This window comes from Pseudomonas synxantha BG33R, from assembly GCF_000263715.2.
Lineage (GTDB): Bacteria > Pseudomonadota > Gammaproteobacteria > Pseudomonadales > Pseudomonadaceae > Aquipseudomonas > Aquipseudomonas synxantha_A.
Map to the genome: position 1 here is coordinate 5,603,997 of NZ_CM001514.1, position 21,024 is coordinate 5,625,020.

Annotated in this window: 20 protein-coding genes; 11 read left to right on the plus strand and 9 right to left on the minus strand. The window is 59.3% G+C overall.

Annotation, left to right across the window (positions count from 1 at the left end):
• Positions 1–107: 107 nt before the first annotated feature.
• The 10 genes from PSEBG33_RS03160 (at position 108) to PSEBG33_RS03120 (ending at position 10,663) form a co-directional block, all read left to right on the plus strand.
• Complete coding sequence (locus PSEBG33_RS03160; RefSeq protein ID WP_005791889.1) at positions 108–1,115, plus strand: SGNH/GDSL hydrolase family protein; 1,008 nt, start codon at positions 108–110, stop codon at positions 1,113–1,115.
• Between the two features lie 119 nt (positions 1,116–1,234).
• Positions 1,235–3,439 (plus strand): iron-containing redox enzyme family protein, encoded by a 2,205-nt coding sequence (locus PSEBG33_RS03155; RefSeq protein WP_005791890.1) that lies wholly within the window; start codon positions 1,235–1,237, stop codon positions 3,437–3,439.
• A 17-nt stretch (positions 3,440–3,456) separates the two neighbouring features.
• Entirely contained in the window at positions 3,457–4,500 is a 1,044-nt protein-coding gene (locus PSEBG33_RS03150) for a hypothetical protein (protein WP_005791891.1), read from the plus strand.
• A 13-nt stretch (positions 4,501–4,513) separates the two neighbouring features.
• Positions 4,514–5,137, plus strand: coding sequence for a LysE family translocator (locus tag PSEBG33_RS03145; protein ID WP_005791894.1), 624 nt, complete (start codon positions 4,514–4,516; stop codon positions 5,135–5,137).
• A gap of 89 nt (positions 5,138–5,226) precedes the next feature.
• Positions 5,227–7,068, plus strand: a complete 1,842-nt coding sequence (locus tag PSEBG33_RS03140) for a carbamoyltransferase (protein WP_005791895.1) — start codon at positions 5,227–5,229, stop codon at positions 7,066–7,068.
• 31 nt (positions 7,069–7,099) lie between these two features.
• On the plus strand, positions 7,100–7,243 hold the full coding sequence (locus PSEBG33_RS29630; RefSeq protein ID WP_005791897.1) for a hypothetical protein: 144 nt from the start codon (positions 7,100–7,102) through the stop codon (positions 7,241–7,243).
• 26 nt (positions 7,244–7,269) lie between these two features.
• Positions 7,270–8,589 (plus strand): aspartate aminotransferase family protein, encoded by a 1,320-nt coding sequence (locus tag PSEBG33_RS03135; protein ID WP_005791898.1) that lies wholly within the window; start codon positions 7,270–7,272, stop codon positions 8,587–8,589.
• A gap of 66 nt (positions 8,590–8,655) precedes the next feature.
• Positions 8,656–9,258, plus strand: a complete 603-nt coding sequence (locus PSEBG33_RS03130; RefSeq protein ID WP_005791900.1) for a formyltransferase family protein — start codon at positions 8,656–8,658, stop codon at positions 9,256–9,258.
• Between the two features lie 77 nt (positions 9,259–9,335).
• Complete coding sequence (locus PSEBG33_RS03125) at positions 9,336–9,965, plus strand: LysE family translocator (RefSeq protein WP_005791901.1); 630 nt, start codon at positions 9,336–9,338, stop codon at positions 9,963–9,965.
• 86 nt (positions 9,966–10,051) lie between these two features.
• Positions 10,052–10,663, plus strand: a complete 612-nt coding sequence (locus tag PSEBG33_RS03120) for a LysE family translocator (RefSeq protein ID WP_005791902.1) — start codon at positions 10,052–10,054, stop codon at positions 10,661–10,663.
• Positions 10,664–10,767: 104 nt separating this feature from the next.
• On the opposite strand, the gene PSEBG33_RS03115 is transcribed toward PSEBG33_RS03120, so the two are convergent.
• Together PSEBG33_RS03115 and PSEBG33_RS03110 are read right to left on the minus strand one after the other, a co-directional pair.
• On the minus strand, positions 10,768–11,283 hold the full coding sequence (locus PSEBG33_RS03115) for a single-stranded DNA-binding protein (protein ID WP_005791904.1): 516 nt from the start codon (positions 11,281–11,283) through the stop codon (positions 10,768–10,770).
• Positions 11,284–11,292: 9 nt separating this feature from the next.
• Entirely contained in the window at positions 11,293–12,687 is a 1,395-nt protein-coding gene (locus PSEBG33_RS03110; protein WP_005791905.1) for an MFS transporter, read from the minus strand.
• Between the two features lie 178 nt (positions 12,688–12,865).
• Between PSEBG33_RS03110 and uvrA the strand changes: the two genes are divergently transcribed.
• Positions 12,866–15,700 carry an excinuclease ABC subunit UvrA gene (gene uvrA, locus PSEBG33_RS03105; protein WP_005791907.1) on the plus strand — a complete coding sequence of 945 codons (2,835 nt, stop codon included), beginning with the start codon at positions 12,866–12,868 and terminating at the stop codon, positions 15,698–15,700.
• A 66-nt stretch (positions 15,701–15,766) separates the two neighbouring features.
• Here uvrA and bfr read toward each other — a convergent pair whose 3' ends face one another.
• The 7 genes from bfr to rpsM all read right to left on the minus strand — a co-directional run bounded on the left by bfr (position 15,767) and on the right by rpsM (position 20,939).
• The gene (gene bfr, locus PSEBG33_RS03100) at positions 15,767–16,231 is read right to left on the minus strand and encodes a bacterioferritin (protein WP_005791908.1); all 465 of its coding nucleotides are present in this window, start codon (positions 16,229–16,231) and stop codon (positions 15,767–15,769) included.
• A 155-nt stretch (positions 16,232–16,386) separates the two neighbouring features.
• Positions 16,387–17,835, minus strand: a complete 1,449-nt coding sequence (locus tag PSEBG33_RS03095) for a catalase (protein WP_005791910.1) — start codon at positions 17,833–17,835, stop codon at positions 16,387–16,389.
• Positions 17,836–18,071: 236 nt separating this feature from the next.
• A complete protein-coding gene (rplQ, locus tag PSEBG33_RS03090; RefSeq protein ID WP_003176402.1) occupies positions 18,072–18,458 on the minus strand; it encodes a 50S ribosomal protein L17 in 387 nt (128 codons plus the stop codon).
• 41 nt (positions 18,459–18,499) lie between these two features.
• Positions 18,500–19,501, minus strand: coding sequence for a DNA-directed RNA polymerase subunit alpha (locus PSEBG33_RS03085; protein ID WP_003176403.1), 1,002 nt, complete (start codon positions 19,499–19,501; stop codon positions 18,500–18,502).
• Positions 19,502–19,523: 22 nt separating this feature from the next.
• Positions 19,524–20,144: a 30S ribosomal protein S4 gene (gene rpsD, locus PSEBG33_RS03080; RefSeq protein WP_003176404.1), complete on the minus strand. Its 621-nt coding sequence runs from the start codon at positions 20,142–20,144 to the stop codon at positions 19,524–19,526.
• An 18-nt stretch (positions 20,145–20,162) separates the two neighbouring features.
• Positions 20,163–20,552 carry a 30S ribosomal protein S11 gene (gene rpsK, locus PSEBG33_RS03075; RefSeq protein ID WP_002555466.1) on the minus strand — a complete coding sequence of 130 codons (390 nt, stop codon included), beginning with the start codon at positions 20,550–20,552 and terminating at the stop codon, positions 20,163–20,165.
• Between the two features lie 30 nt (positions 20,553–20,582).
• Positions 20,583–20,939 carry a 30S ribosomal protein S13 gene (gene rpsM / locus PSEBG33_RS03070; RefSeq protein ID WP_003194635.1) on the minus strand — a complete coding sequence of 119 codons (357 nt, stop codon included), beginning with the start codon at positions 20,937–20,939 and terminating at the stop codon, positions 20,583–20,585.
• Positions 20,940–21,024: the final 85 nt, after the last annotated feature.

The following is a 21,024-nucleotide window of genomic DNA, read 5'->3' on the forward strand; positions in this document are numbered from 1 at the left end:
GCAGCACTGTACGCACCAAATTTTCAGAAATGCCCTACAAAGCAAGCACCTGACAAACCAACCAGGTGTTTGAATCTGCCCAGCGAATACCAAATGGATCAAGCGCTATGACGACAAGGACGACGCTCACACCGCAGATGGCCGAGTACGAACAGAAATTCACCGATGCCGGTGAAGTTCGATGGCTGCCCTATTTGATGTACTTCCACCCCACTGACCATGCTTCCCCCGTGGTCAATACCGATTCATCCGGCTTTCGCTACTCCGAGTCATTGGGCACCCGCTATTCGGTGGTCGATGGTATCAAGGGTAATGGCCCGGTACGCCTGTTGGCGGGCAGCTCCACCGTGTTCGGCATTGGCGCCAGCGCCGACAGCTGGACCCTAGCTTCGCGCCTCACGAAGAACGATCCCCGTGGCCAGCGCTGGGTCAACTTCGGCGGCCGCAGCTTCAACTCTACCCAAGAGCTGGTGCTGTTCACCCTCAACCGGCACCACCTGCCCAAGGTGGATGAAATCGTGCTGTTCTCCGGTTTCAACAACCTTGGCCTGGCACGTCAGCCTCACGCCTATCGGGGCGAGCACGGCGCGTTTTTCAACTGCCATCAGTTTTTCGATGCCTTGACGCCACAGCAGCCGACCGCCAGCAACTGGAGCCTGTCGAATCTGTTCGGCAAGCCTCAGGAGCCCGAGCAACCCACGCCGCCGTCGATGCAGGAACAGATCGACTACGCCGCCAACCTGACCTTGCAGCACCTGGATATCTGGCGCGCCTTGGCCACCGACATGGGTGCGAAGCTGACGTTCATCCTGCAACCGCTCGCCGGCTGGGTCCGCGAGACCGGCAGCCATGAGGAAGAGCAACTGTTTGCCGAACTCGACCAACTCGGCAATTTCACCGAGGTGTATGGCGACATCCTGCAAACCTCGGTGCGCGAAGCCTACGCCCAGCGCTTGCGCGACGGGGCGCGGGCCATGGGGGTGGAGTTTGTCGACATCACGCCATTGCTGGCCGAGGCACTGGGCCCGCAAGACTGGCAGTTCGTCGACCGCATCCATTTCACCGATGCCGGCAACGACCTGGTTTCAAAACTTATTCTCGATGTCACCCGCTAAAAGGACTTGCACATGAAATCCATCAAGAAGTTTTTCCAGCGCCTGTTTGGAAAAAAGAAGAAGAAACCTGACTCCTCCATTTATCCGATGTTCTGACGCGGCACTGGAAGGTAATGGCTATGGATGGCTCGATTCCAACACGCATCCCCGCAGACGACAGGTGGCGCGAACTCTATCGTTTGGCGCTGGAGCCTGAATGTTTCCTGGATACGGAGTACCTCGACACCCTGCTGGGCAAAGACGTCGAGCCGGTGCAGTTGCCGCTGCTGTCACAGCGGATCGATGCGTGGCAGTCGGAACAGGCGTCGGCGTATGCCGGCGCCGCCACCGCCGCCGTCGAGCAGCACAACGCCCGCGCTTTTGCCCAGGCATTGGCGGTTTATTCGGCACCGATGGCCTCGGTGCTCGGCTGCTGGCTGCAGGGCCTGAGCGCACCCGGGGTATTTGAAGACCCCGCGCAGCTGCGCCTGATGCAACTGTTTGCCCATGACATCGGCGTCGGCTACCCGAACGCCTCCCGCGGCCATCACTTCAACGCGTTGTTGGGCCAGCTACAGCTGACCACCTACGCCTTGGCGCCGGCGCAATTGGCGACCCTGCCGGACCTGCATGACGACGCGTTCGAACTGCCCGCGCTGTTGCTTGCCCTCAGCCGGCGCAGCGACGCCTACGGTGATGAACTCTGCGGTGTCGATTGGGCCTTGCGCGCCGTCGGGCTTTGCCCGGGCTGGGCAGCCATGGGCCAGCTTGAAGGGCTGGCGCTGGAACTCGGCCGGCTGGATCTGAGCGCGTCATTCCCCGGCCTGGAGCCGGCTTCGTTGCGCCATATCAGCCAATGGGTCGCGCACCGCATCATCGAGCAGGGCGAAGAGCGCCAGGCCCGTCTGCTACGCGGCGCCAACTGGCTGTTCGGCGCGCTGCAACGCTGGAATGCGCGGCTGTATAACGCCTCGCTGACCGCCACTTCGCCCCAACAGGCCATGGCGCATTTGATGCAGCGTCTGGCGCGGGTGGGCGCGGTGTATCACCAGAATTACCTGATTGAAGGGCGCAGCCTGGCGCTGTGGATCGAAGAAGCGCAGCGCGACCCGTTGCCCCTGCTGGATGTGCTGTCGCGCAGCCGTTTGATCGTGCCGGGCAACTCGAAAAAAAGCCTGCTGGTCACCAGCCTGGTGGCGCCGACCGGGCGCATGTTCCGCATCTTCAGCGAGGCAGACTTGAGCGTGATTCGCCAGTGGATCGACTGGTTGCCCCAGGCTGGCGCCACGCCGCAGCTGCCACGCCAGCCAGTCGACAGCGCCGCCACGGTGCCCCGCCCTGACTCAGCCAGCCCCGACGACACCGGGCACTGGCCCAAGAGCCTGCGCGAAGCCTATTTTGTCTTGCAGGGGCGTGCGCTGCAGCCGGCCACCCGCCAGTTTGCCCATGCCTATGTGAGCCGTTGGCTTGAGCGTTCGCGCCAGTCGCTGAAGACGTCCGAGCGCCAATTGCCCGAGCAGTGGGGCCCCAATGTGCTGCGCGCCTGGTTGCTGGACAAGCATGACCAGAACGGCCAACAGTTCGATGACAGCGACCCGGCGCAAATGCCCAGCCGTGAAGAAATCATCGAGTCGACCCTGCAACTGGCGCCGCTGACGCTGATCGACGGTGCGTGGCTGCAAGGCTTTACCGACCTGGGGCTGGCGTCTTCCCACGTGGGCTACACCCTGTTCCAGACCTATTGGGATGAATTGGGCAACGGCATCGAGGCGCTCAATCATCCGAAAATTTATCGCGATGGCCTGCGTGACATGGATTTCGAACTGGCCCCCACCGGTAGCCGTGAATTCGCCCAAGACCCGCGCCTGGACGAAGACTCCTTCCGCCTGCCCGTGTATTGGCTGTGCCTGGGCAAACTGCCGGTGACGTTCATGCCCGAAGTGCTCGGCATGAACCTGGCCATGGAGCTGTCCGGCGTGGGCGGCAGCTATCGTTCGGCGCGGCGCTTTTTACGGCACTACGGGTTCAGCACGGCGTTCGTCGACCTGCACAACACCATTGATAACGTGTCCACCGGGCATTCGGCCTGGGCTGCCGATGCGATCGATGCGTACATGCGTGCGTTGACCAGTGCCGAGCAGGTCGCCGCGCAATGGCAGCGCGTGCGCGTGGGCTATGAGTCCCTGGCGCCGATGCCCGGCAAATGGACCTCGATGTTGCGTCGCTTGCGCCTCTCATCGGCCGACCATGTACTCCCGCGCCCAACCCGCACAGCGGCTTCAAAAGGCTATCTGCATCACTTGCCGATCACGCGGCAGGTATTGCTGCAAACCCACGAACAATAACGCCACGAGGAGCAATTATGTCTTTGGTAGAAGTGCATAACGAATGGGACCCCCTCGAGGAAATGATCGTGGGTATTGCCCATGGCGCACGCGTGCCGCGGCCGGACAAGGGCCTGTTCGCCCTCGACTACAGCGAGCACCACGACTCGCCCAATGAGATTCCGTCAGGGCCTTACCCCGAACAACTGGTTGAAGAAGCACAGGAAGACCTGGACGCCTTTGCCGCCTTCCTGGTCGGCCATGGGGTGACCGTGCGCCGGCCCAAAGAGACTTATCACGCGGCACTGTTCGGCACCGGCGACTGGAAGACCGACGGCGAATACAACTACTGCCCAAGGGACGTGCTGCTGCCGATCGGCAAAACCATCATTGAAGCGCCGATGGCCTTGCGCAGCCGTTACTTCGAACCTTTTGCCTACCGCGAACACCTGCAGGCGTACTTCGCCAGCGGCGCCAACTGGATTTCCGCGCCCAAGCCGGAACTGCCCGACAGTACCTACCGGGTCAACCCGCGCGAGGGCTCGATCATCGCCAACGATGAGCCGATTTTCGATGCCGCCAACGTGCTGCGCATGGGCCGCGACATTCTTTACCTGGTGTCGCGCAGCGGTAACCGCATGGGCTACGAGTGGCTCAAGCGCGTGCTCGGCGACCAATATCGCGTGCACGCCCTCAGCGGGTTCTACGACGGTACGCACCTGGACACCACCATCACCCTGGTGCGTCCAGGGCTGGTGGTGTTGAACCCCGAACGCATCGGCAAGGATCAGGTGCCCGAAGTGTTCAAGCACTGGGACATCATCTGGGCCCCCGACATGGTGGACACCGGTTACTGCTGGTCGTACCCGCGTGCCTCTATCTGGCAGGGCATGAACTTCATCATGGTCAACCCGTCGCTGGCGGTGATCAATGACCAGCAAGTGCCGCTGATTCGCGCACTGGAAAAACACGGCATCGATGTGGCACCGCTGAAGATGCGCCACGCGCGCAGTCTGAGCGGCGGTTTCCATTGTGTGTCCGTGGACATTCGTCGACAGGGCACGCTGGAAGATTACCGTTGAGCAGGGCATGACCATGCAGGCACTGGATTACTACTCGATCGTGCTGTTCGTGATTGCCACCTGCGTCACGCCAGGCCCGAACAACGTGATGTTGATGTCGTCCGGGGCCAATTTCGGCATCGGCCGTACCTTGCGCCATGTGGCCGGTATCAACATCGGCTTTCCGCTGATGCTGGTGGCGGTCGGGTTGGGGGCCGGGGCGGTGTTCCGCCAGTACCCGTGGTTGCATGACGGCTTGCAGGTGGTCGGCGCGTTGTACCTGTTGTTCCTGGCGTATCAGATTGCCAGTGCCCCCACCACCGATCTGGGTGACCAATCAGGCAAGCCTTTGGGGTTCACCGCTGCGGCGCTGTTCCAGTGGGTCAACCCGAAAGCCTGGGTGATGGCGGTAGGCGCAGTGCTGGCCTACACCTCGCCCTTGGGCTCGTACACGGTGCAGGTGTTTCTGATTGCGCTGTTGTTTTTTTTATTCGGTTCACCGTGTTCGATGGTCTGGGTGTTTTTCGGGCAGTACCTGCGGCGCTTCCTGACCCAGCCACAACGTTTGAAGGCGTTCAATATCACCATGAGCCTGGTGCTCGTGGTGTCCTTGATCCCGGTTCTACGAAGCCTGCCATTCGCGCAATGGTGGCCTTGATACGCAGAGAAGGTTGCCTACACGCCAGCAGTTCGATTGGCGCAGGCGACTCCATGGATTGGCGGAATGTGATGAGGATGCACAGTTAAATGGCTAATTATGTTTTAGGGATTTCTGCCTTCTACCACGACAGTGCTGCCGCCCTGGTCAAGGACGGCGTGCCCGTCGCTGCCGCCCAGGAAGAGCGCTTCACTCGCGTGCGCCATGACCCGGCGTTCCCGGCCCAGGCGATTGCCTATTGCCTGGACGCCGAGGGCATCAGCCTGGATGACCTGGAGGCGGTGGTTTATTACGAAGACCCCCAGGAAAAATTCTCCCGGGTGATTTCGTCGTTTGCCAGCGGCGGCATCGGCGGCGCACGTACGTTCATCAATGCGATGCCGGAATGGATTCGCTGGAAGTGGAACGTGCTCAAGTTCGTCGACGAGCAACTCGAAATCCTGGGCCGGGGCAAGGCGCCGCGCACCCAGGCCTCCCAGCATCACCGCTCCCACGCGGCGGCGGCGTTTTACCCGTCACCGTTCAAGAACGCGGCGGTGTTGTGCATCGACGGCATCGGCGAATGGCATTCGACCACGATCTGGCACGGCCAGGGCACCAATCTTGAACTGAAAAACTCGATTTCCTACCCACATTCGGTGGGTTTGCTGTATTCGGCCATGACCTACTATTGCGGGTTCAAGGTCGACTCAGGGGAATACAAGCTGATGGGCCTGGCGCCCTATGGCCAGCCGATCTACGCCGACAAGATTCGCGACGAGCTGATCAATATCCGCGAGGACGGCTCGTTCACCCTGAACATGAAGTACTTCGAGTACCTGCGCGGTGAGCGCATGGTCGGCGAAGCGTTTGAAGAGTTGTTCGGTGGGCCGATCCGTCAACCCGAAAGCCCGATCTCACAGCGCGAGTGCGACCTGGCCGCATCGATTCAAAAAGTCACCGAGGAAGTGGTGCTGGGCCTGGCCACTGCCGCGGTCAAGCAGACCGGCGAGCGCAATCTGTGCCTGGCCGGTGGCGTGGCCTTGAACTGCGTGGCCAACGGCGTGCTCAGCCGCTCGGGGCGCTTTGATTCGATCTGGATCCAGCCGGCGGCCGGTGATGCCGGTTGCGCCCTGGGGGCGGCGTTGGACTTTGCCGTCAAGCACAGCGGTCGCCCGCACCTGGAAGGTGGCAAGTCTGATGCCATGAGCGGCAGCCTGCTGGGGCCGGGCTTTGGCGACGAAGAAATCGCCCGCTTCCTGCTGGAAAACCACTACCCCTTCACCCGCTATGACGACGCCGGGCTGTATGACCAGGTTGCCAGTCGCCTGGCCGAGGGCGCGGTGGTGGGCTGGTTCCAGGGGCGCATGGAGTTTGGCCCACGAGCCTTGGGCGCGCGTTCGATTCTCGGCGATGCACGCAACCCCGAGATGCAGCGCACCATGAACCTGAAGATCAAATACCGCGAGTCGTTCCGCCCGTTTGCCCCGGCCGTGCTGGCCGAGGACGCCGGCAACTATTTCGATATCTGCGAAAAAAGCCCTTACATGCTGATGGTCGCGCCGGTCACCGACTCGATCAAATCCCAGCAGTCGCGGCAAGAAGGCGGCCCGGAGCGCGGGCTGGGCAGTATCAACAATATCCGCTCGCAATTGCCGGCGGTGACCCACGTCGACCTGTCGGCACGGGTGCAAACGGTGACCGAGGAAAACAACGCACCGTTCACCTACCTGCTGCGCAGTTTCAAGGAACGCACGGGGTGCTCGGTGCTGGTCAATACCTCGTTCAACGTACGCGGTGAGCCCATCGTGTGCAAACCCGAGGAAGCGTACGCCTGCTTCATGCGCACCGAAATGGACGTACTGGTCCTGGGCCGTTACGTGCTGGAACGCCCCGGCCAACCGGCCTTCGTCGAGGCTGTGGACTGGCGCAGCGAGATCCCACTGGATTGATCCTTACCTTTAACTCAATGGAGCTTTTACCGTGCTGAGATTTCTTGCGTTTTTGATGTTTATCGTCGTGTTGCTGCCCATCGGGCTGACGCGTTCGGTGTTTCACTCTTCCCGTTTCGGCCGGCGCTTTCACCAGGCGCCGACAGCCTGGGATCACGCGGTGAGTAAACGGTAACGCCTATTGCCTGAGGAACTGCGCCCATGTCAAAAGTGATCTACAAAAACCTCAACAGCTCACCGATCCTGGCGGTCGGCGGGAGCGGGGTTTGGCTTGAGGATGCAACGGGCAAACGCTACCTCGACACCTGCGGCGGTGTCGCAGTGTCGAGCCTGGGCCATGGGCACCCGCGGATCGCCGCGGCATTCGAGCGCGAAGCGAAGAAACTGGCCTGGGCCCATGCGGGCAGCTTCACCACCGCTGCCGCCGAGGAGCTCGCTGAGCGCCTGGTGGCAGCCAGTGGCGGCCTGGCGCGTGCGCAGTTCTTGTCCGGCGGCTCGGAGGTGATGGAGCTGGCGATGAAAATCGCTTACCAGTACCAGTGCGAGCGCGGCTTGCCCGACAAATCAGTGTTCATTTCCCGCCAACAGAGTTATCACGGCAGCACACTGGGCACCTTGAGCATCTCCGGCAACCCGCAGCGCCAGTCGGTATTTGGTCGACTGTTTGCACCCGCCGAGTTCGTCTCCCCCTGCTACGCCTACCGTGATCAACGGCCCGACGAAAGCCAGGAGCAGTACGCCACGCGCCTGGCCGATGAACTGGACGCCAAGATTCGTAGCCTGGGCAGTGAAAACGTCGCGGCGTTCTTTGCCGAGACCGTAGTGGGCTCCACCAACGGCGCGGTGCCTGCGGTGCCCGGTTATTTTCGCAAGATCAAGGCGGTGTGCGAGCGCCACGATGTGCTGCTGATCCTTGATGAGGTGATGGCCGGCATGGGGCGTACCGGGCAGCTGTTCGCCTATACCGACGACGGCATCGTGCCCGACATGGTCGCGGTCGGCAAAGGCCTGGCGGCGGGTTACATGCCGATCTCGGCGCTGTTGATCAGTGACCGGGTGCATTCGGTGATGGCCCGTGGCTCGGGTGTACTGGGCAACGGCCAAACCCATGTCAACCACCCGCTGGCCTGCGCCATTGCCCTGGAGGTACAGCAAGTCATCGTCGAAGAAGACCTGCTGACGCAAGTGCGCCAACGGGGTGAGCAACTGCGCGTCTGGCTCAGGGAAAGCCTGGCTGACCTGGATATCGTTGGCGATGTGCGCGGGCGCGGATTGTTCGTGGGCGTCGAGTTTGTCGAGAGCCGTTCCACCAAGGCGCCATTCAGAGGCGGCGGCGCCTATGCCGCGGCCCTCAAGCAAGAGGCGCTGCAACGCGGCCTGCTGATTTATCCCGGCAGCGGCACAGTGCAAGGCACACAAGGCAATCATGTGCTGTTCGCACCGCCGTTTATCACCAGCGAAGGGGAACTGGGGCAAATGGTCGAGCGCTTCAATGCAGTGGTCAGGGCTGTCGCCTACTAGCGATCGAGCGGGCTTACCGGGGGACGGTCGTTGTCACCCACATTAGCTGGAAAGGGAGAAGTGAAGATGCAGACGATCGAACCATGCAAGGACAAAGTCCTGCTGTCGGTGTGCACTATGGACTGGTGTGATCACGGCGTGGAATTCGCCAAAACCGTGTTCTCCAACCTCGAGGTGTTTTGCTGGGACCCGGGCGATCCCTACCCTTATCACCTGGATGATTGGGAAGGCGACTGGATCATCTCCTACCGTGGCGACTTCATCTTCCCGCAGAGCATCTACAAGAATGCCCGCAAAGGCGCGATAAACCTGCACCCGGCGCCCCCCAAATATCGGGGCCTGGGCAGCCAGCATTACGCGATCTACTACAACGATGAAACCTACGGTTCGACCTGCCATCACCTGGCCCCTTCGGTGGACAGCGGGCAGATCATCGACGTGGCGCGCTTCAACGTTGCGCCTGCCGAGACGGCTTCCTCGCTGCGCCTGCACGTGGGCGCCTATTGCCTGCAGCAGTTCATTCACCTGCTCACCGACTACATCCTGCAGGGGCGGCCATTGCCGGTCTCGCCGGAAAATTGGGGCGAGCGCCTGTACAAGCAATCGGAACTCAAGCCCTGGATGGAGAAGATTCGCGCCCAAGAGCCGGATCATCGTTGCTTCAAGTAGCTTTTTTGACCATCACTTCAAGCCGCGGTGGCTTGGAGTGCTCACTGCGCGCTGGCGCCACGGGTATGAGTGCACCTATGTTTGAGTTTTCAAGTTTTGCAGCGGCACTGGGGGTCTACGTGATCGGCACCGCCAGCCCGGGCCCAGGCAACCTGGCCATCGCCAATACCTCCTTGAACTACGGGCGCACACCGGGCCTGGCGCTGGCGGCGGGGGTTATTTCCGGGTCGTTGTGCTGGGGCGCGATGACCGCTGCCGGCGTGTCGGCGCTGTTAATGTCCAACACCCAGATCATCCTGTGGCTGAAGGTGTTCGGCGCCTGCTATTTGTTCTTCCTGGCCTGGAAGTCGGTGCGCAGTGCGCTGGCGCATAACGCCACGACGGTGGCCAAAGCGCGAGCAAAACAGACGCGCAACCTGGGCTTCTATCTACAGGGGTTGGGCATTCACCTGACCAACCCCAAGGCGGCCTTGACCTGGTTCACCGTGACCACCGTGGGGCTGAGCGTCAACGCACCGGCATGGGCGAGTTTTGTGCTGGTGGCGGCCTGTGCGTTGTTGGGTTTCCTGATTTTCTGCACCTACGCCCTGGCGTTTTCCGCCCATTCGGCAGAACCTTTTTTTGCCCGGACCCGCAAGTCATTCGGGCTGATTTGCGCAGCGTTCTACTCGATGGTTGCCATCGGCTTTCTCAGTTCGCTGCTCTGACCCCAACTTTAAGTGGCCACCGTGCACCTGTAACCGCGAAACCCGGGTGGCAGGTGACCTGCTAAGGCCCGTTCCAGGAAAAAACCATGTCCTTGTCGTTTGATTTGATGCTGGCGTTTGCTTTATTTGCGTTTGTCACGTCCGTCACCCCTGGCCCCAATAACGCCATGCTGCTGGCCTCGGGGGTTAATTTCGGCTTCCAGCGTACCATCCCGCACATCCTGGGCATCAGCTCCGGATTTCTGGTGCTTGTATTGGCGGTGGGGCTTGGGCTGGGCGCGGCGTTTACCGCCTATCCGGTGCTCTACACCATCCTGCGCTACGCGGGCGCGGCTTACTTGCTGTACCTGGCGTGGAACATCGCCCGTTCGGGCCCGGCATCCGAAGACAATGAAGGTAAAGGCAAGCCTCTGGGGTTCTGGGGCGCGGCGGCGTTTCAATGGGTCAATCCCAAGGCGTGGGTGATGGCAATCGGTGCAATCAGCACCTACACACCGTTGCAGGGCTACACCATGAACGTGGTGATCATCGCTACGGTGTTCGCCCTGATCAATGCGCCGAGCGTGGGGGTTTGGGCAGGATTCGGCAGTGTGTTGCGCAACGTGCTGCGCAACCCGCGCTGGTTACGCGTGTTCAACTTCGGCATGGCGGCGTTGCTGGTGATATCGCTGTATCCGTTGCTGCAGCAGACGAGCTGAGTTCCGGCTCTGTATTTTTTGCACCACCAAGATCTGCGCTCATAAAAAAGCGAAGCCAAATCAATGGCTTCGCTTTTTTGGATTACGTTCTGAAAAGCTGAGTATCAGAACGGAATATCGTCATCAAAGCTGTCGAAATCCTGAGCCGGTTGCGGCGCAGCCTGTTGTGGCGCTGGACGCGACTCACGCTGTGGCTGCTGGGTTGGCTGTGGACGCGACTGCTGTGGACGCGGTGCCGAGTTGGACATGCCGCCCTGGCCCTGTTGGTCGCCCTGTGGACGGCCGCCCAGCAGTTGCATGGTGCCTTGCATGTCGACCACGATTTCGGTGGTGTAACGCTTGATGCCGTCTTTTTCCCACTCGCGGGTTTGCAGTTTGCCTTCGATGTAGACCTGCGAACCTTTGCGCAGATATTCGCCGGCAATCTCAGCGACCTTGCCGAACATCGACACACGGTGCCATTCGGTTTTCTCGACCTTCTGGCCGGTCTGCTTGTCGGTCCACTGTTCGCTGGTCGCCAGACTCAGGTTGGTCACGGCATTACCGTTAGGCAAGTAGCGAACTTCGGGATCCTGGCCGCAAGTACCGACCAATATGACTTTGTTAACCCCACGGGCCATAACGTTCTCCTAGGCTGGGCGCGCTGTCGGCACTGGGTTGACCAGTTGCTCGAGCGTCGCGCGATCCAATAATTCGGTGTCCAATTTGATGTAAATGGCCGCCTCTTCAGCGACCACGACTGCATCCGTTACCCCTACGACGGCCTTCAGGCGCTCTACCAGACCAGCCTCGCGGATCGCCTCGGGCGATAGCGGCAAACGCAGACTTGTGACGTAGGGAGGTTCGCGCATGGTAACAGCAAAGACCAGCCAAAGTGCAGCCAGCCCGGCGCATCCGAGGAAGACAACCGACAAACCGCCATGCTGGAACATCCAGCCACCCATGATGCCGCCCAACGCCGAGCCAAGGAACTGGCTGGTGGAGTACACCCCCATCGCCGTGCCCTTGCCGCCGGCCGGTGAAACTTTACTGATCAGCGACGGCAGCGAAGCTTCCAGCAGGTTGAACGCGGTGAAAAACACCACCGTACCAATGACCAGTGCTCGCAGGCTATCTCCGAACTGCCAGAAGAATAGTTCAGTGAGCATCAATGTCGCGACGGCGCCGAGTAAAACTCGTTTCATTTTGCGTTTCTTCTCGCCATAGATGATGAACGGGATCATGGCGAAGAACGAAATCAGCAGTGCGGTGAGGTAGACCCACCAATGCTGCTCCTTGGGCAGGCCGGCTTTTTCCACCAGGGCCAGGGGCAAGGCGACGAAGCTGCACATCAGCATTGCGTGTAATACGAAGATACCTAAATCCAGGCGCAGCAGGTCCGGGTGCTTGAGCGTCGGCAGCAGCGCCTGACGTGCGACGCCCGATTCTCGGTGCTGCAGCGTGCCGGTAGAGCGTGGCACCATAAAAGCTACGATCACAATCCCGACCAGGGCCAGGCCGCCAGTGGCCAGAAACAACCCGTGCAGACCAAAAGCGCTCGTCAGCAACGGGCCGACCACCATGGCCACGGCGAACGACAGACCGATGGTCATGCCGATCATGGCCATGGCCTTGGTGCGGTGCTGTTCGCGGGTCAGGTCCGACAGCAACGCCATGACCGCGGCGGAAATCGCCCCGGCGCCTTGCAGGATGCGCCCGGCGATCACGCCCCAGATCGAATCGGACTGGGCCGCAAGCACACTGCCAAGGGCGAACACGATCAAGCCAAGATAAATCACCGGGCGACGGCCAATGCGGTCGGAAATAATCCCGAACGGGATCTGAAAAATCGCCTGGGTCAGACCATAGGCGCCAATCGCCAGGCCGATCAACGCGGGGGTCGCGCCTGCGAGATCCATTCCATAGGTCGCCAGCACCGGCAACACCATAAACATGCCCAGCATACGGAAAGCGAACACCAGGGCCAGACCGCTTGCCGCTCGGGTCTCGCCGCTACTCATGCGTTCGCTGTGGGGATCGTGCATGGAAAAACCTCGTGTGAACCGGCGGCGATTCTACCAGTCCCATCGATTGAGAGGGTATATGCGGCGCTTTGCCGCGCAGCTTTCATCTAAGGCTGCAAGCGGCCTTTTGACAGTGTATATTCATCCAGTCTTTAGCCGTATACTCCGGCATTATTTACGCCCGCCGTGCGAGGCCATCTTGGACAAGATCCTGATTCGTGGGGCTAGAACCCACAACCTGAAGAACATCGACCTGACCCTGCCCCGGGACAAACTGATCGTCATCACCGGCTTGTCCGGCTCCGGCAAGTCGTCCCTGGCGTTCGACACGCTGTATGCCGAAGGTCAGCGTCGCTATGTGGAATCCCTGTCGGCCTATGCCCGGCAATTCCTGTCGATGATGGAAAAGCCCGACGTCGACACCATCGAAGGCTTGTCGCCGGCCATTTCCATCGAGCAGAAGTCGACCTCCCACAACCCGCGTTCCACCGTGGGCACCATTACCGAAATCTACGACTACCTGCGCCTGCTGTATGCGCGCGTGGGTATTCCGCGCTGCCCGGACCACGATATTCCCCTGGAAGCCCAGACCGTCAGCCAGATGGTCGACCTGGTACTGGCCCAGCCGGAAGGCGCCAAGCTGATGCTGCTGGCGCCCGTCATCCGCGAGCGCAAGGGCGAACACCTTTCGGTCTTCGAAGAGCTGCGTGCCCAGGGTTTTGTACGTGCGCGCATCAACGGCAAGCTCTATGAGCTGGATGAAGCGCCCAAGCTCGACAAGCAGAAAAAGCATTCCATTGATGTGGTGGTCGACCGCTTCAAGGTACGCGCCGACCTGCAGCAGCGTTTGGCGGAATCGTTCGAGACCGCGCTGAAGCTGGCCGACGGCATTGCCCTGGTTGCGCCGATGGATGACGAGCCGGGCGAAGAGATCATCTTCTCCGCGCGCTTCGCCTGCCCAATCTGTGGGCACGCCATCAGCGAACTGGAACCCAAGCTGTTTTCCTTCAACAACCCAGCCGGCGCCTGCCCGACGTGCGATGGCCTGGGCGTGAAGCAGTTCTTCGATATCAAGCGTCTGGTCAATGGCGACCTGACCCTGGCCGAAGGGGCGATACGCGGCTGGGACAGGCGTAACGTCTACTATTTCCAGATGCTCGGGTCATTGGCCTCACACTACAAGTTCAGCCTGGAAGTGCCGTTCAACCAGCTGCCGGCAGACCAGCAGAAGGTCATTCTGCATGGCAGCGGCTCGCAGAATGTCGACTTCAAGTACCTGAACGACCGTGGCGACATCGTCAAGCGCTCCCACCCGTTCGAAGGCATCGTGCCGAACCTGGAACGTCGCTACCGCGAGACCGAATCGGCAAGTGTGCGTGAAGAACTGGCAAAGTTCCTCAGCACACAGCCTTGCCCGGATTGCCGTGGCACACGCCTGCGCCGTGAAGCGCGGCATGTGTGGGTGGGCGAAAAAACGTTGCCGGCAGTGACTAACCTGCCAATCGGCGATGCGTGTGAATATTTTGGTGTCCTCAAGCTCACCGGGCGTCGTGGGGAAATTGCCGACAAGATCCTCAAGGAAATTCGCGAGCGCCTGCAGTTCCTGGTCAACGTTGGCCTGGACTATCTGTCACTGGACCGCAGCGCCGATACCTTGTCGGGCGGTGAAGCACAGCGGATCCGGCTGGCCAGCCAGATCGGTGCGGGCCTTGTGGGCGTGCTGTATATCCTCGACGAACCGTCGATTGGCTTGCACCAACGGGATAACGATCGCCTGCTCGGCACGTTGAAACACCTGCGAGACATCGGCAATACCGTGATTGTGGTCGAGCACGATGAAGATGCCATCCGCCTGGCGGACTACGTGGTCGATATCGGCCCGGGCGCAGGGGTGCACGGCGGACATATCGTTGCCGAGGGCACGCCTGCCGAAGTGATGGCACATCCTGATTCGTTGACCGGCAAGTACCTGTCTGGCCGGGTGAAGATCGAAGTGCCCGCCAAGCGTACGCCGCGTAACAAAAAGATGGCACTGCATCTCAAGGGCGCGCGCGGCAACAACCTGCGCAATGTCGACCTGGAGATTCCGCTGGGCCTACTGACCTGTGTGACCGGTGTTTCCGGTTCGGGCAAGTCGACGCTGATCAACAACACGCTGTTCCCATTGAGTGCCACCGCCCTGAACGGCGCGACCACCCTGGAAGCGGCGGCACACGACAGCATCAAGGGCCTGGAGCACCTGGACAAGGTGGTCGATATCGACCAAAGCCCGATTGGGCGTACCCCACGCTCCAACCCGGCCACCTACACCGGGCTGTTTACGCCGATCCGCGAGCTGTTCGCGGGTGTACCCGAGTCCCGCTCGCGCGGCTATGGACCAGGGCGGTTCTCGTTCAACGTCAAGGGCGGGCGCTGTGAGGCCTGCCAGGGCGATGGCTTGATCAAGGTGGAGATGCATTTTCTGCCGGACATCTACGTGCCGTGCGACGTGTGCAAAAGCAAGCGCTACAACCGCGAAACCCTTGAGATCAAGTACAAGGGCAAGAGCATCCATGAAACCCTGGAAATGACCATCGAGGAAGCTCGCGAGTTCTTCGACGCAGTGCCGGCATTGGCGCGCAAGCTGCAAACGCTGATGGATGTGGGCTTGTCGTACATCAAGCTGGGGCAATCGGCGACCACGCTTTCGGGTGGCGAGGCACAACGGGTCAAGCTGTCTCGCGAGCTGTCCAAGCGCGATACCGGCAAAACCTTGTACATCCTCGATGAACCGACCACCGGTCTGCACTTCGCGGATATCCAGCAATTGCTGGACGTGCTGCACCGGCTGCGAGACCACGGCAATACCGTGGTGGTGATCGAGCACAATCTTGATGTGATCAAGACCGCTGACTGGCTGGTGGACCTTGGGCCGGAAGGTGGCTCCAAGGGTGGTCAGATCATCGCAGTGGGTACGCCGGAGCAAGTTTGCGAAATGCCACAGTCGCACACCGGTTACTACTTGAAACCGTTGCTGGAGCGCGACCGGGCCTGACTTTTTCCGGCCCAATAAAAAGCCCCTGTCACTTTGCGGTGACAGGGGCTTTTTTACAGCTGGGAATCAGAACTGCGATTGCAGGTAATTCTCCAGACCAATCAACTTGATCAGGCCCATCTGTTTTTCCAACCAGTAGGTGTGATCTTCTTCGGTGTCATTCAACTGCACCCGCAATATTTCCCGGGTGACGTAGTCGTTGTGCTGCTCGCAAAGCTCGATGCCCTTGCAGAGCGCAGCGCGAACTTTGTACTCGAGGCGAAGGTCGGCAGCGAGCATGTCCGGTACCGTGGTCCCCACATCGAGATCATCAGGACGCATACGCGGCGTGCCTTCGAGCATCAGAATACGGCGCATCAGTGCGTCGGCGTGCTGTGCCTCTTCTTCCATCTCGTGGTTGATACGCTCGTAGAGCTCGGTAAAGCCCCAGTCTTCGTACATGCGCGAATGGATGAAATATTGGTCACGAGCTGCCAGTTCGCCCGTCAGCAACGTGTTGAGGTAATCGATTACGTCGGGGTGACCTTGCATCGCCCTACATCTCCCTGCTTGAAAGACTGTAGTTTGAACCATGATGACTTGAAGGTCACGGGATCAACGGCAGAAAAGTGAAGATTTCCGTAGAAAAGTAGCTGAAATAACGCAAAAACCGCCCAAATGAGGGCGGTTCTGCTTATCGTTTAGAGTCAGTTAAGCGATACACCCAGTGCCTTTGCGATTGCTTCTCCATAAGCCGGGTCGGCCTTGTAGAAGTGCTGCAATTGACGCTGGACCACATCGCTGGAAACGCCAGCCATCGCACCGGCAATGTTATTGGTCAGCAGGGCTTTCTGCTCATCATTCATCAAGCGGAACAGCGCGCCCGCATGGCTGTAGTAGTCCGTATCTTCGCGGTGATCGTAACGATCAGCAGCGCCGCTCAGGGCCAGTGCCGGCTCTGCGTACTGCGGGGCTTGCTTGGGCGCATCGGCATAGCTGTTTGGCTCGTAGTTGGGAGCCGCACCGCCATTGCTGCCGAAGGCCATAGAACCGTCACGCTGGTAACTGTTAACCGGGTTGCGCGGCGCGTTTACGGGCAGTTGCTGGTGGTTAGTGCCGACACGGTAGCGGTGGGCATCTGCGTAGGCAAACACTCGACCTTGCAACATACGATCGGGTGACAGGCCAACGCCTGGAACCATGTTGCTCGGACCAAATGCAGCCTGCTCCACTTCAGCGAAGTAGTTCTGCGGATTACGGTTGAGCTCAAGCTCGCCCACTTCGATCAGCGGGAACTCTTTTTGCGACCAGGTCTTGGTCACGTCAAACGGGTTCTCATAATGAGCGTTTGCTTGAGCCTCAGTCATGATCTGGATGCAGACGCGCCATTTCGGAAAATCACCGCGCTCGATCGCACCAAACAGATCACGCTGAGCATAGTCAGGGTCGGTACCCGCCAGGCGTGCAGCCTCGGCCGGGGCCAGGTTCTTGATGCCTTGCTTGGTCTTGTAGTGCCACTTCACCCAATGGCGTTCGCCCTTGGCGTTGATCAGGCTGTACGTGTGACTACCGAAGCCGTGCATGTGACGATAGCCGTCTGGAATGCCACGGTCCGAAAACAGAATGGTGACCTGATGCAGCGCCTCTGGAGAGTGCGACCAGAAGTCCCACATCATCTGCGCGCTTTTCAGGTTGCTCTGCGGCAGGCGTTTCTGGGTGTGGATAAAGTCCGGGAATTTCAGCGGATCCCGGATGAAGAACACAGGGGTGTTGTTACCCACGATGTCCCAGTTGCCCTCTTCGGTATAGAACTTCAGGGCAAAACCACGTGGATCACGTTCAGTGTCAGCAGACCCGCGCTCGCCACCTACAGTGGAGAATCGCAGGAATGTAGGCGTTTGCTTGCCAACAGATTCGAACAGCTTGGCACTGGTGTACTGGGTGATGTCCTGGGTAACAGTGAACGTACCGTAGGCACCCGATCCTTTGGCGTGCACGCGACGCTCAGGGATGTTTTCGCGGTTGAAGTGAGCGAGCTTCTCGATCAGATGGAAATCGTCGAGCAACAACGGGCCACGAGGGCCGGCGGAACGGGAGTTCTGGTTATCCGCAACGGGGGCGCCGCTGGCGGTGGTAAGGACTTTATTCTGGCTCATGCGCATCTTCCTCAGGTCGGACTTGGAACTGCCGGCTAATCGGCTTGGAGGGAGTATTGATCATCAACACTACACCTACAAATTCATTAAATTGCAGGCTTCGATAGAAAATAACTAACAAGACTCCGCTCGCGATAGTGCAGCGCAGCGTCTATGGAAGCTTGTATAAGTTGCGCTTTTGTTACGCGCACAAAAAACCGGGCGCGAGGCCCGGTTTTTTGTTGCAGCTTGTCGTCTTACTCGGCGCTTACAGCTTCGCCGGCAGTAGCACGATCAACCAACTCGACGTACGCCATAGGCGCGTTGTCGCCAGCGCGGAAGCCGCACTTGAGGATGCGCAGGTAGCCACCCTCACGGGTAGCGTAACGCTTGCCCAGGTCGTTGAAGAGCTTACCAACGATAGCTTTCGAACGAGTACGGTCGAAAGCCAGACGGCGGTTAGCCAGGCTGTCTGTCTTGGCCAAAGTGATCAGCGGCTCAGCAACGCGACGCAGTTCTTTAGCTTTCGGCAGTGTAGTTTTGATCAGCTCGTGCTCGAACAGCGACACCGCCATGTTTTGGAACATGGCCTTGCGGTGCGAGCTGGTACGGCTCAGGTGACGACCACTTTTACGATGACGCATGGTTCATTCCTTACCAAACTCACGTTCGGTGATTACGACGATCAGGCAGTCGCCTTGTCGTCCTTCTTAAGACTTGCAGGCGGCCAGTTGTCGAGGCGCATGCCGAGGGACAGACCGCGGGAGGCCAGAACGTCCTTGATTTCAGTCAAGGATTTCTTGCCAAGGTTCGGAGTCTTCAACAGTTCTACTTCGGTACGCTGAATCAGGTCGCCGATGTAGTAAATGTTTTCCGCCTTAAGGCAGTTAGCCGAACGTACAGTCAGTTCCAGATCGTCAACCGGGCGAAGCAGGATCGGATCGATCTCGTCTTCCTGCTCGATTACCACTGGTTCGCTGTCACCTTTGAGGTCGACGAACGCAGCCAACTGCTGTTGCAGAATGGTTGCAGCGCGGCGGATAGCCTCTTCAGGATCCAGGGTACCGTTGGTTTCCAGATCAATAACCAGCTTGTCCAGGTTAGTACGCTGCTCGACACGGGCGTTTTCCACCACATATGCGATACGGCGAACCGGGCTGAACGAAGAGTCAAGCTGCAAGCGACCAATGCTGCGGCTTTCGTCTTCATCGCTCTGACGCGAGTCGGCCGGTTCATAACCACGACCACGAGCTACAGTGAGCTTCATGTTCAGGGCGCCGTTAGACGCCAGGTTAGCGATTACGTGATCGGGGTTAACGATCTCGACATCATGATCCAGCTGAATATCGGCAGCGGTAACCACCCCCGAACCCTTCTTCGACAAGGTCAGCGTAACTTCGTCACGGCCGTGCAGCTTGATAGCCAGACCTTTAAGGTTCAACAGGATTTCAATTACGTCTTCCTGTACACCTTCGATGGCGCTGTACTCGTGGAGCACACCGTCAATCTCGGCCTCGACTACTGCACAGCCGGGCATTGAGGACAACAGGATGCGGCGCAGCGCGTTGCCCAGGGTGTGGCCAAAACCACGCTCGAGAGGCTCGAGAGTAATTTTGGCGCGGGTTGGACTGACAACCTGCACATCAATGTGGCGGGGTGTCAGGAACTCATTTACCGAAATCTGCATGGATGCACCTATTTTCTAGCCCTTACTTGGAGTAGAGCTCGACAATCAGGCTTTCGTTGATGTCGGCGGACAGATCACTGCGAGCAGGAACGTTCTTGAAAACGCCCGACTTCTTCTCAGTGTCTACTTCTACCCATTCTACGCGGCCACGTTGGGCACACAGATCGAGAGCTTGGACAATGCGAAGTTGGTTTTTAGCTTTCTCGCGAACTGCGACCACGTCACCAGCACGAACCTGGTAAGACGGAACGTTTACGGTCTGACCGTTAACGCTGATCGACTTGTGCGATACCAGCTGACGGGATTCGGCACGAGTCGAACCAAAGCCCATACGGTATACAACGTTGTCCAGACGGCATTCGAGCAGTTGCAGCAGGTTTTCACCGGTTGCACCTTTCTTGCCAGCAGCTTCTTTGTAGTAGCCGCTGAACTGACGCTCGAGAACGCCGTAAATACGACGGACCTTCTGCTTTTCACGCAGTTGGGTGCCGTAATCGGACTGGCGACCGCGGCGTTGGCCGTGGATACCAGGTGCTGCTTCAATGTTGCACTTCGATTCGATCGCGCGCACGCCGCTCTTCAGGAAGAGATCGGTGCCTTCGCGACGAGCGAGTTTGCATTTTGGACCAATGTAACGAGCCATTCTTTACAATCTCCTGGATTACACGCGGCGCTTCTTCGGCGGACGGCACCCGTTGTGCGGGATTGGCGTCACGTCGGTGATGCTGGCGATCTTATAGCCACAGCCGTTCAAAGCACGGACAGCAGACTCACGACCTGGACCTGGACCTTTGACGTTAACGTCGAGGTTTTTCAGGCCGTATTCCAGCGCAGCTTGACCAGCACGTTCAGCAGCTACTTGAGCGGCAAACGGGGTGGACTTGCGGGAACCGCGGAAACCCGAACCACCAGAGGTAGCCCAAGAAAGCGCGTTACCTTGACGGTCGGTGATGGTCACGATTGTGTTGTTAAAAGATGCATGGATGTGGGCGATGCCATCAACCACTGTCTTTTTAACTTTTTTACGAGGACGAGCAGCAGGTTTTGCCATGATAATTTTCCTGTCGATTCGCTGGGGCGATTACTTGCGGATCGGCTTACGCGGACCTTTACGGGTACGCGCGTTAGTCTTGGTACGCTGACCGCGTACTGGAAGACCACGACGATGACGCAGACCGCGATAGCAACCGAGGTCCATCAAACGCTTGATTTTCATGTTGATTTCGCGACGCAGGTCACCTTCAGTGGTGAACTTCGCCACTTCGCCACGCAGCTGTTCAATCTGCTCGTCGCTCAGATCCTTGATCTTAGCGGCTGGGTTTACCCCAGCAACTGCGCAAATTTTCTGCGCAGTAGTGCGACCAACACCATAGATGTAGGTCAGCGAGATAACAGTGTGCTTGTTATCTGGAATGTTAACGCCTGCAATACGGGCCATTCAGTGGGACTCCAATTGACAGCTACCTACGCCCCGGAAGCCAAGAAATAGGGCGCGAGATAATATCGCTGTAATAACAAATAAT

Bases quoted from the DNA above. Each gene is read 5' to 3' on its own strand.
- PSEBG33_RS03160 (WP_005791889.1), top strand. From the start codon at position 108: ATGACGACAAGGACGACGCTCACACCGCAGATGGCCGAGTACGAACAG.
- PSEBG33_RS03155 (WP_005791890.1), top strand. From the start codon at position 1,235: ATGGATGGCTCGATTCCAACACGCATCCCCGCAGACGACAGGTGGCGC.
- PSEBG33_RS03150 (WP_005791891.1), top strand. From the start codon at position 3,457: ATGTCTTTGGTAGAAGTGCATAACGAATGGGACCCCCTCGAGGAAATG.
- PSEBG33_RS03145 (WP_005791894.1), top strand. From the start codon at position 4,514: ATGCAGGCACTGGATTACTACTCGATCGTGCTGTTCGTGATTGCCACC.
- PSEBG33_RS03140 (WP_005791895.1), top strand. From the start codon at position 5,227: ATGGCTAATTATGTTTTAGGGATTTCTGCCTTCTACCACGACAGTGCT.
- PSEBG33_RS03135 (WP_005791898.1), top strand. From the start codon at position 7,270: ATGTCAAAAGTGATCTACAAAAACCTCAACAGCTCACCGATCCTGGCG.
- PSEBG33_RS03130 (WP_005791900.1), top strand. From the start codon at position 8,656: ATGCAGACGATCGAACCATGCAAGGACAAAGTCCTGCTGTCGGTGTGC.
- PSEBG33_RS03125 (WP_005791901.1), top strand. From the start codon at position 9,336: ATGTTTGAGTTTTCAAGTTTTGCAGCGGCACTGGGGGTCTACGTGATC.
- PSEBG33_RS03120 (WP_005791902.1), top strand. From the start codon at position 10,052: ATGTCCTTGTCGTTTGATTTGATGCTGGCGTTTGCTTTATTTGCGTTT.
- PSEBG33_RS03115 (WP_005791904.1), bottom strand. From the start codon at position 11,283: ATGGCCCGTGGGGTTAACAAAGTCATATTGGTCGGTACTTGCGGCCAG.
- PSEBG33_RS03110 (WP_005791905.1), bottom strand. From the start codon at position 12,687: ATGCACGATCCCCACAGCGAACGCATGAGTAGCGGCGAGACCCGAGCG.
- bfr (WP_005791908.1), bottom strand. From the start codon at position 16,231: ATGCAAGGTCACCCCGACGTAATCGATTACCTCAACACGTTGCTGACG.
- PSEBG33_RS03095 (WP_005791910.1), bottom strand. From the start codon at position 17,835: ATGAGCCAGAATAAAGTCCTTACCACCGCCAGCGGCGCCCCCGTTGCG.
- rplQ (WP_003176402.1), bottom strand. From the start codon at position 18,458: ATGCGTCATCGTAAAAGTGGTCGTCACCTGAGCCGTACCAGCTCGCAC.
- PSEBG33_RS03085 (WP_003176403.1), bottom strand. From the start codon at position 19,501: ATGCAGATTTCGGTAAATGAGTTCCTGACACCCCGCCACATTGATGTG.
- rpsD (WP_003176404.1), bottom strand. From the start codon at position 20,144: ATGGCTCGTTACATTGGTCCAAAATGCAAACTCGCTCGTCGCGAAGGC.
- rpsK (WP_002555466.1), bottom strand. From the start codon at position 20,552: ATGGCAAAACCTGCTGCTCGTCCTCGTAAAAAAGTTAAAAAGACAGTG.
- rpsM (WP_003194635.1), bottom strand. From the start codon at position 20,939: ATGGCCCGTATTGCAGGCGTTAACATTCCAGATAACAAGCACACTGTT.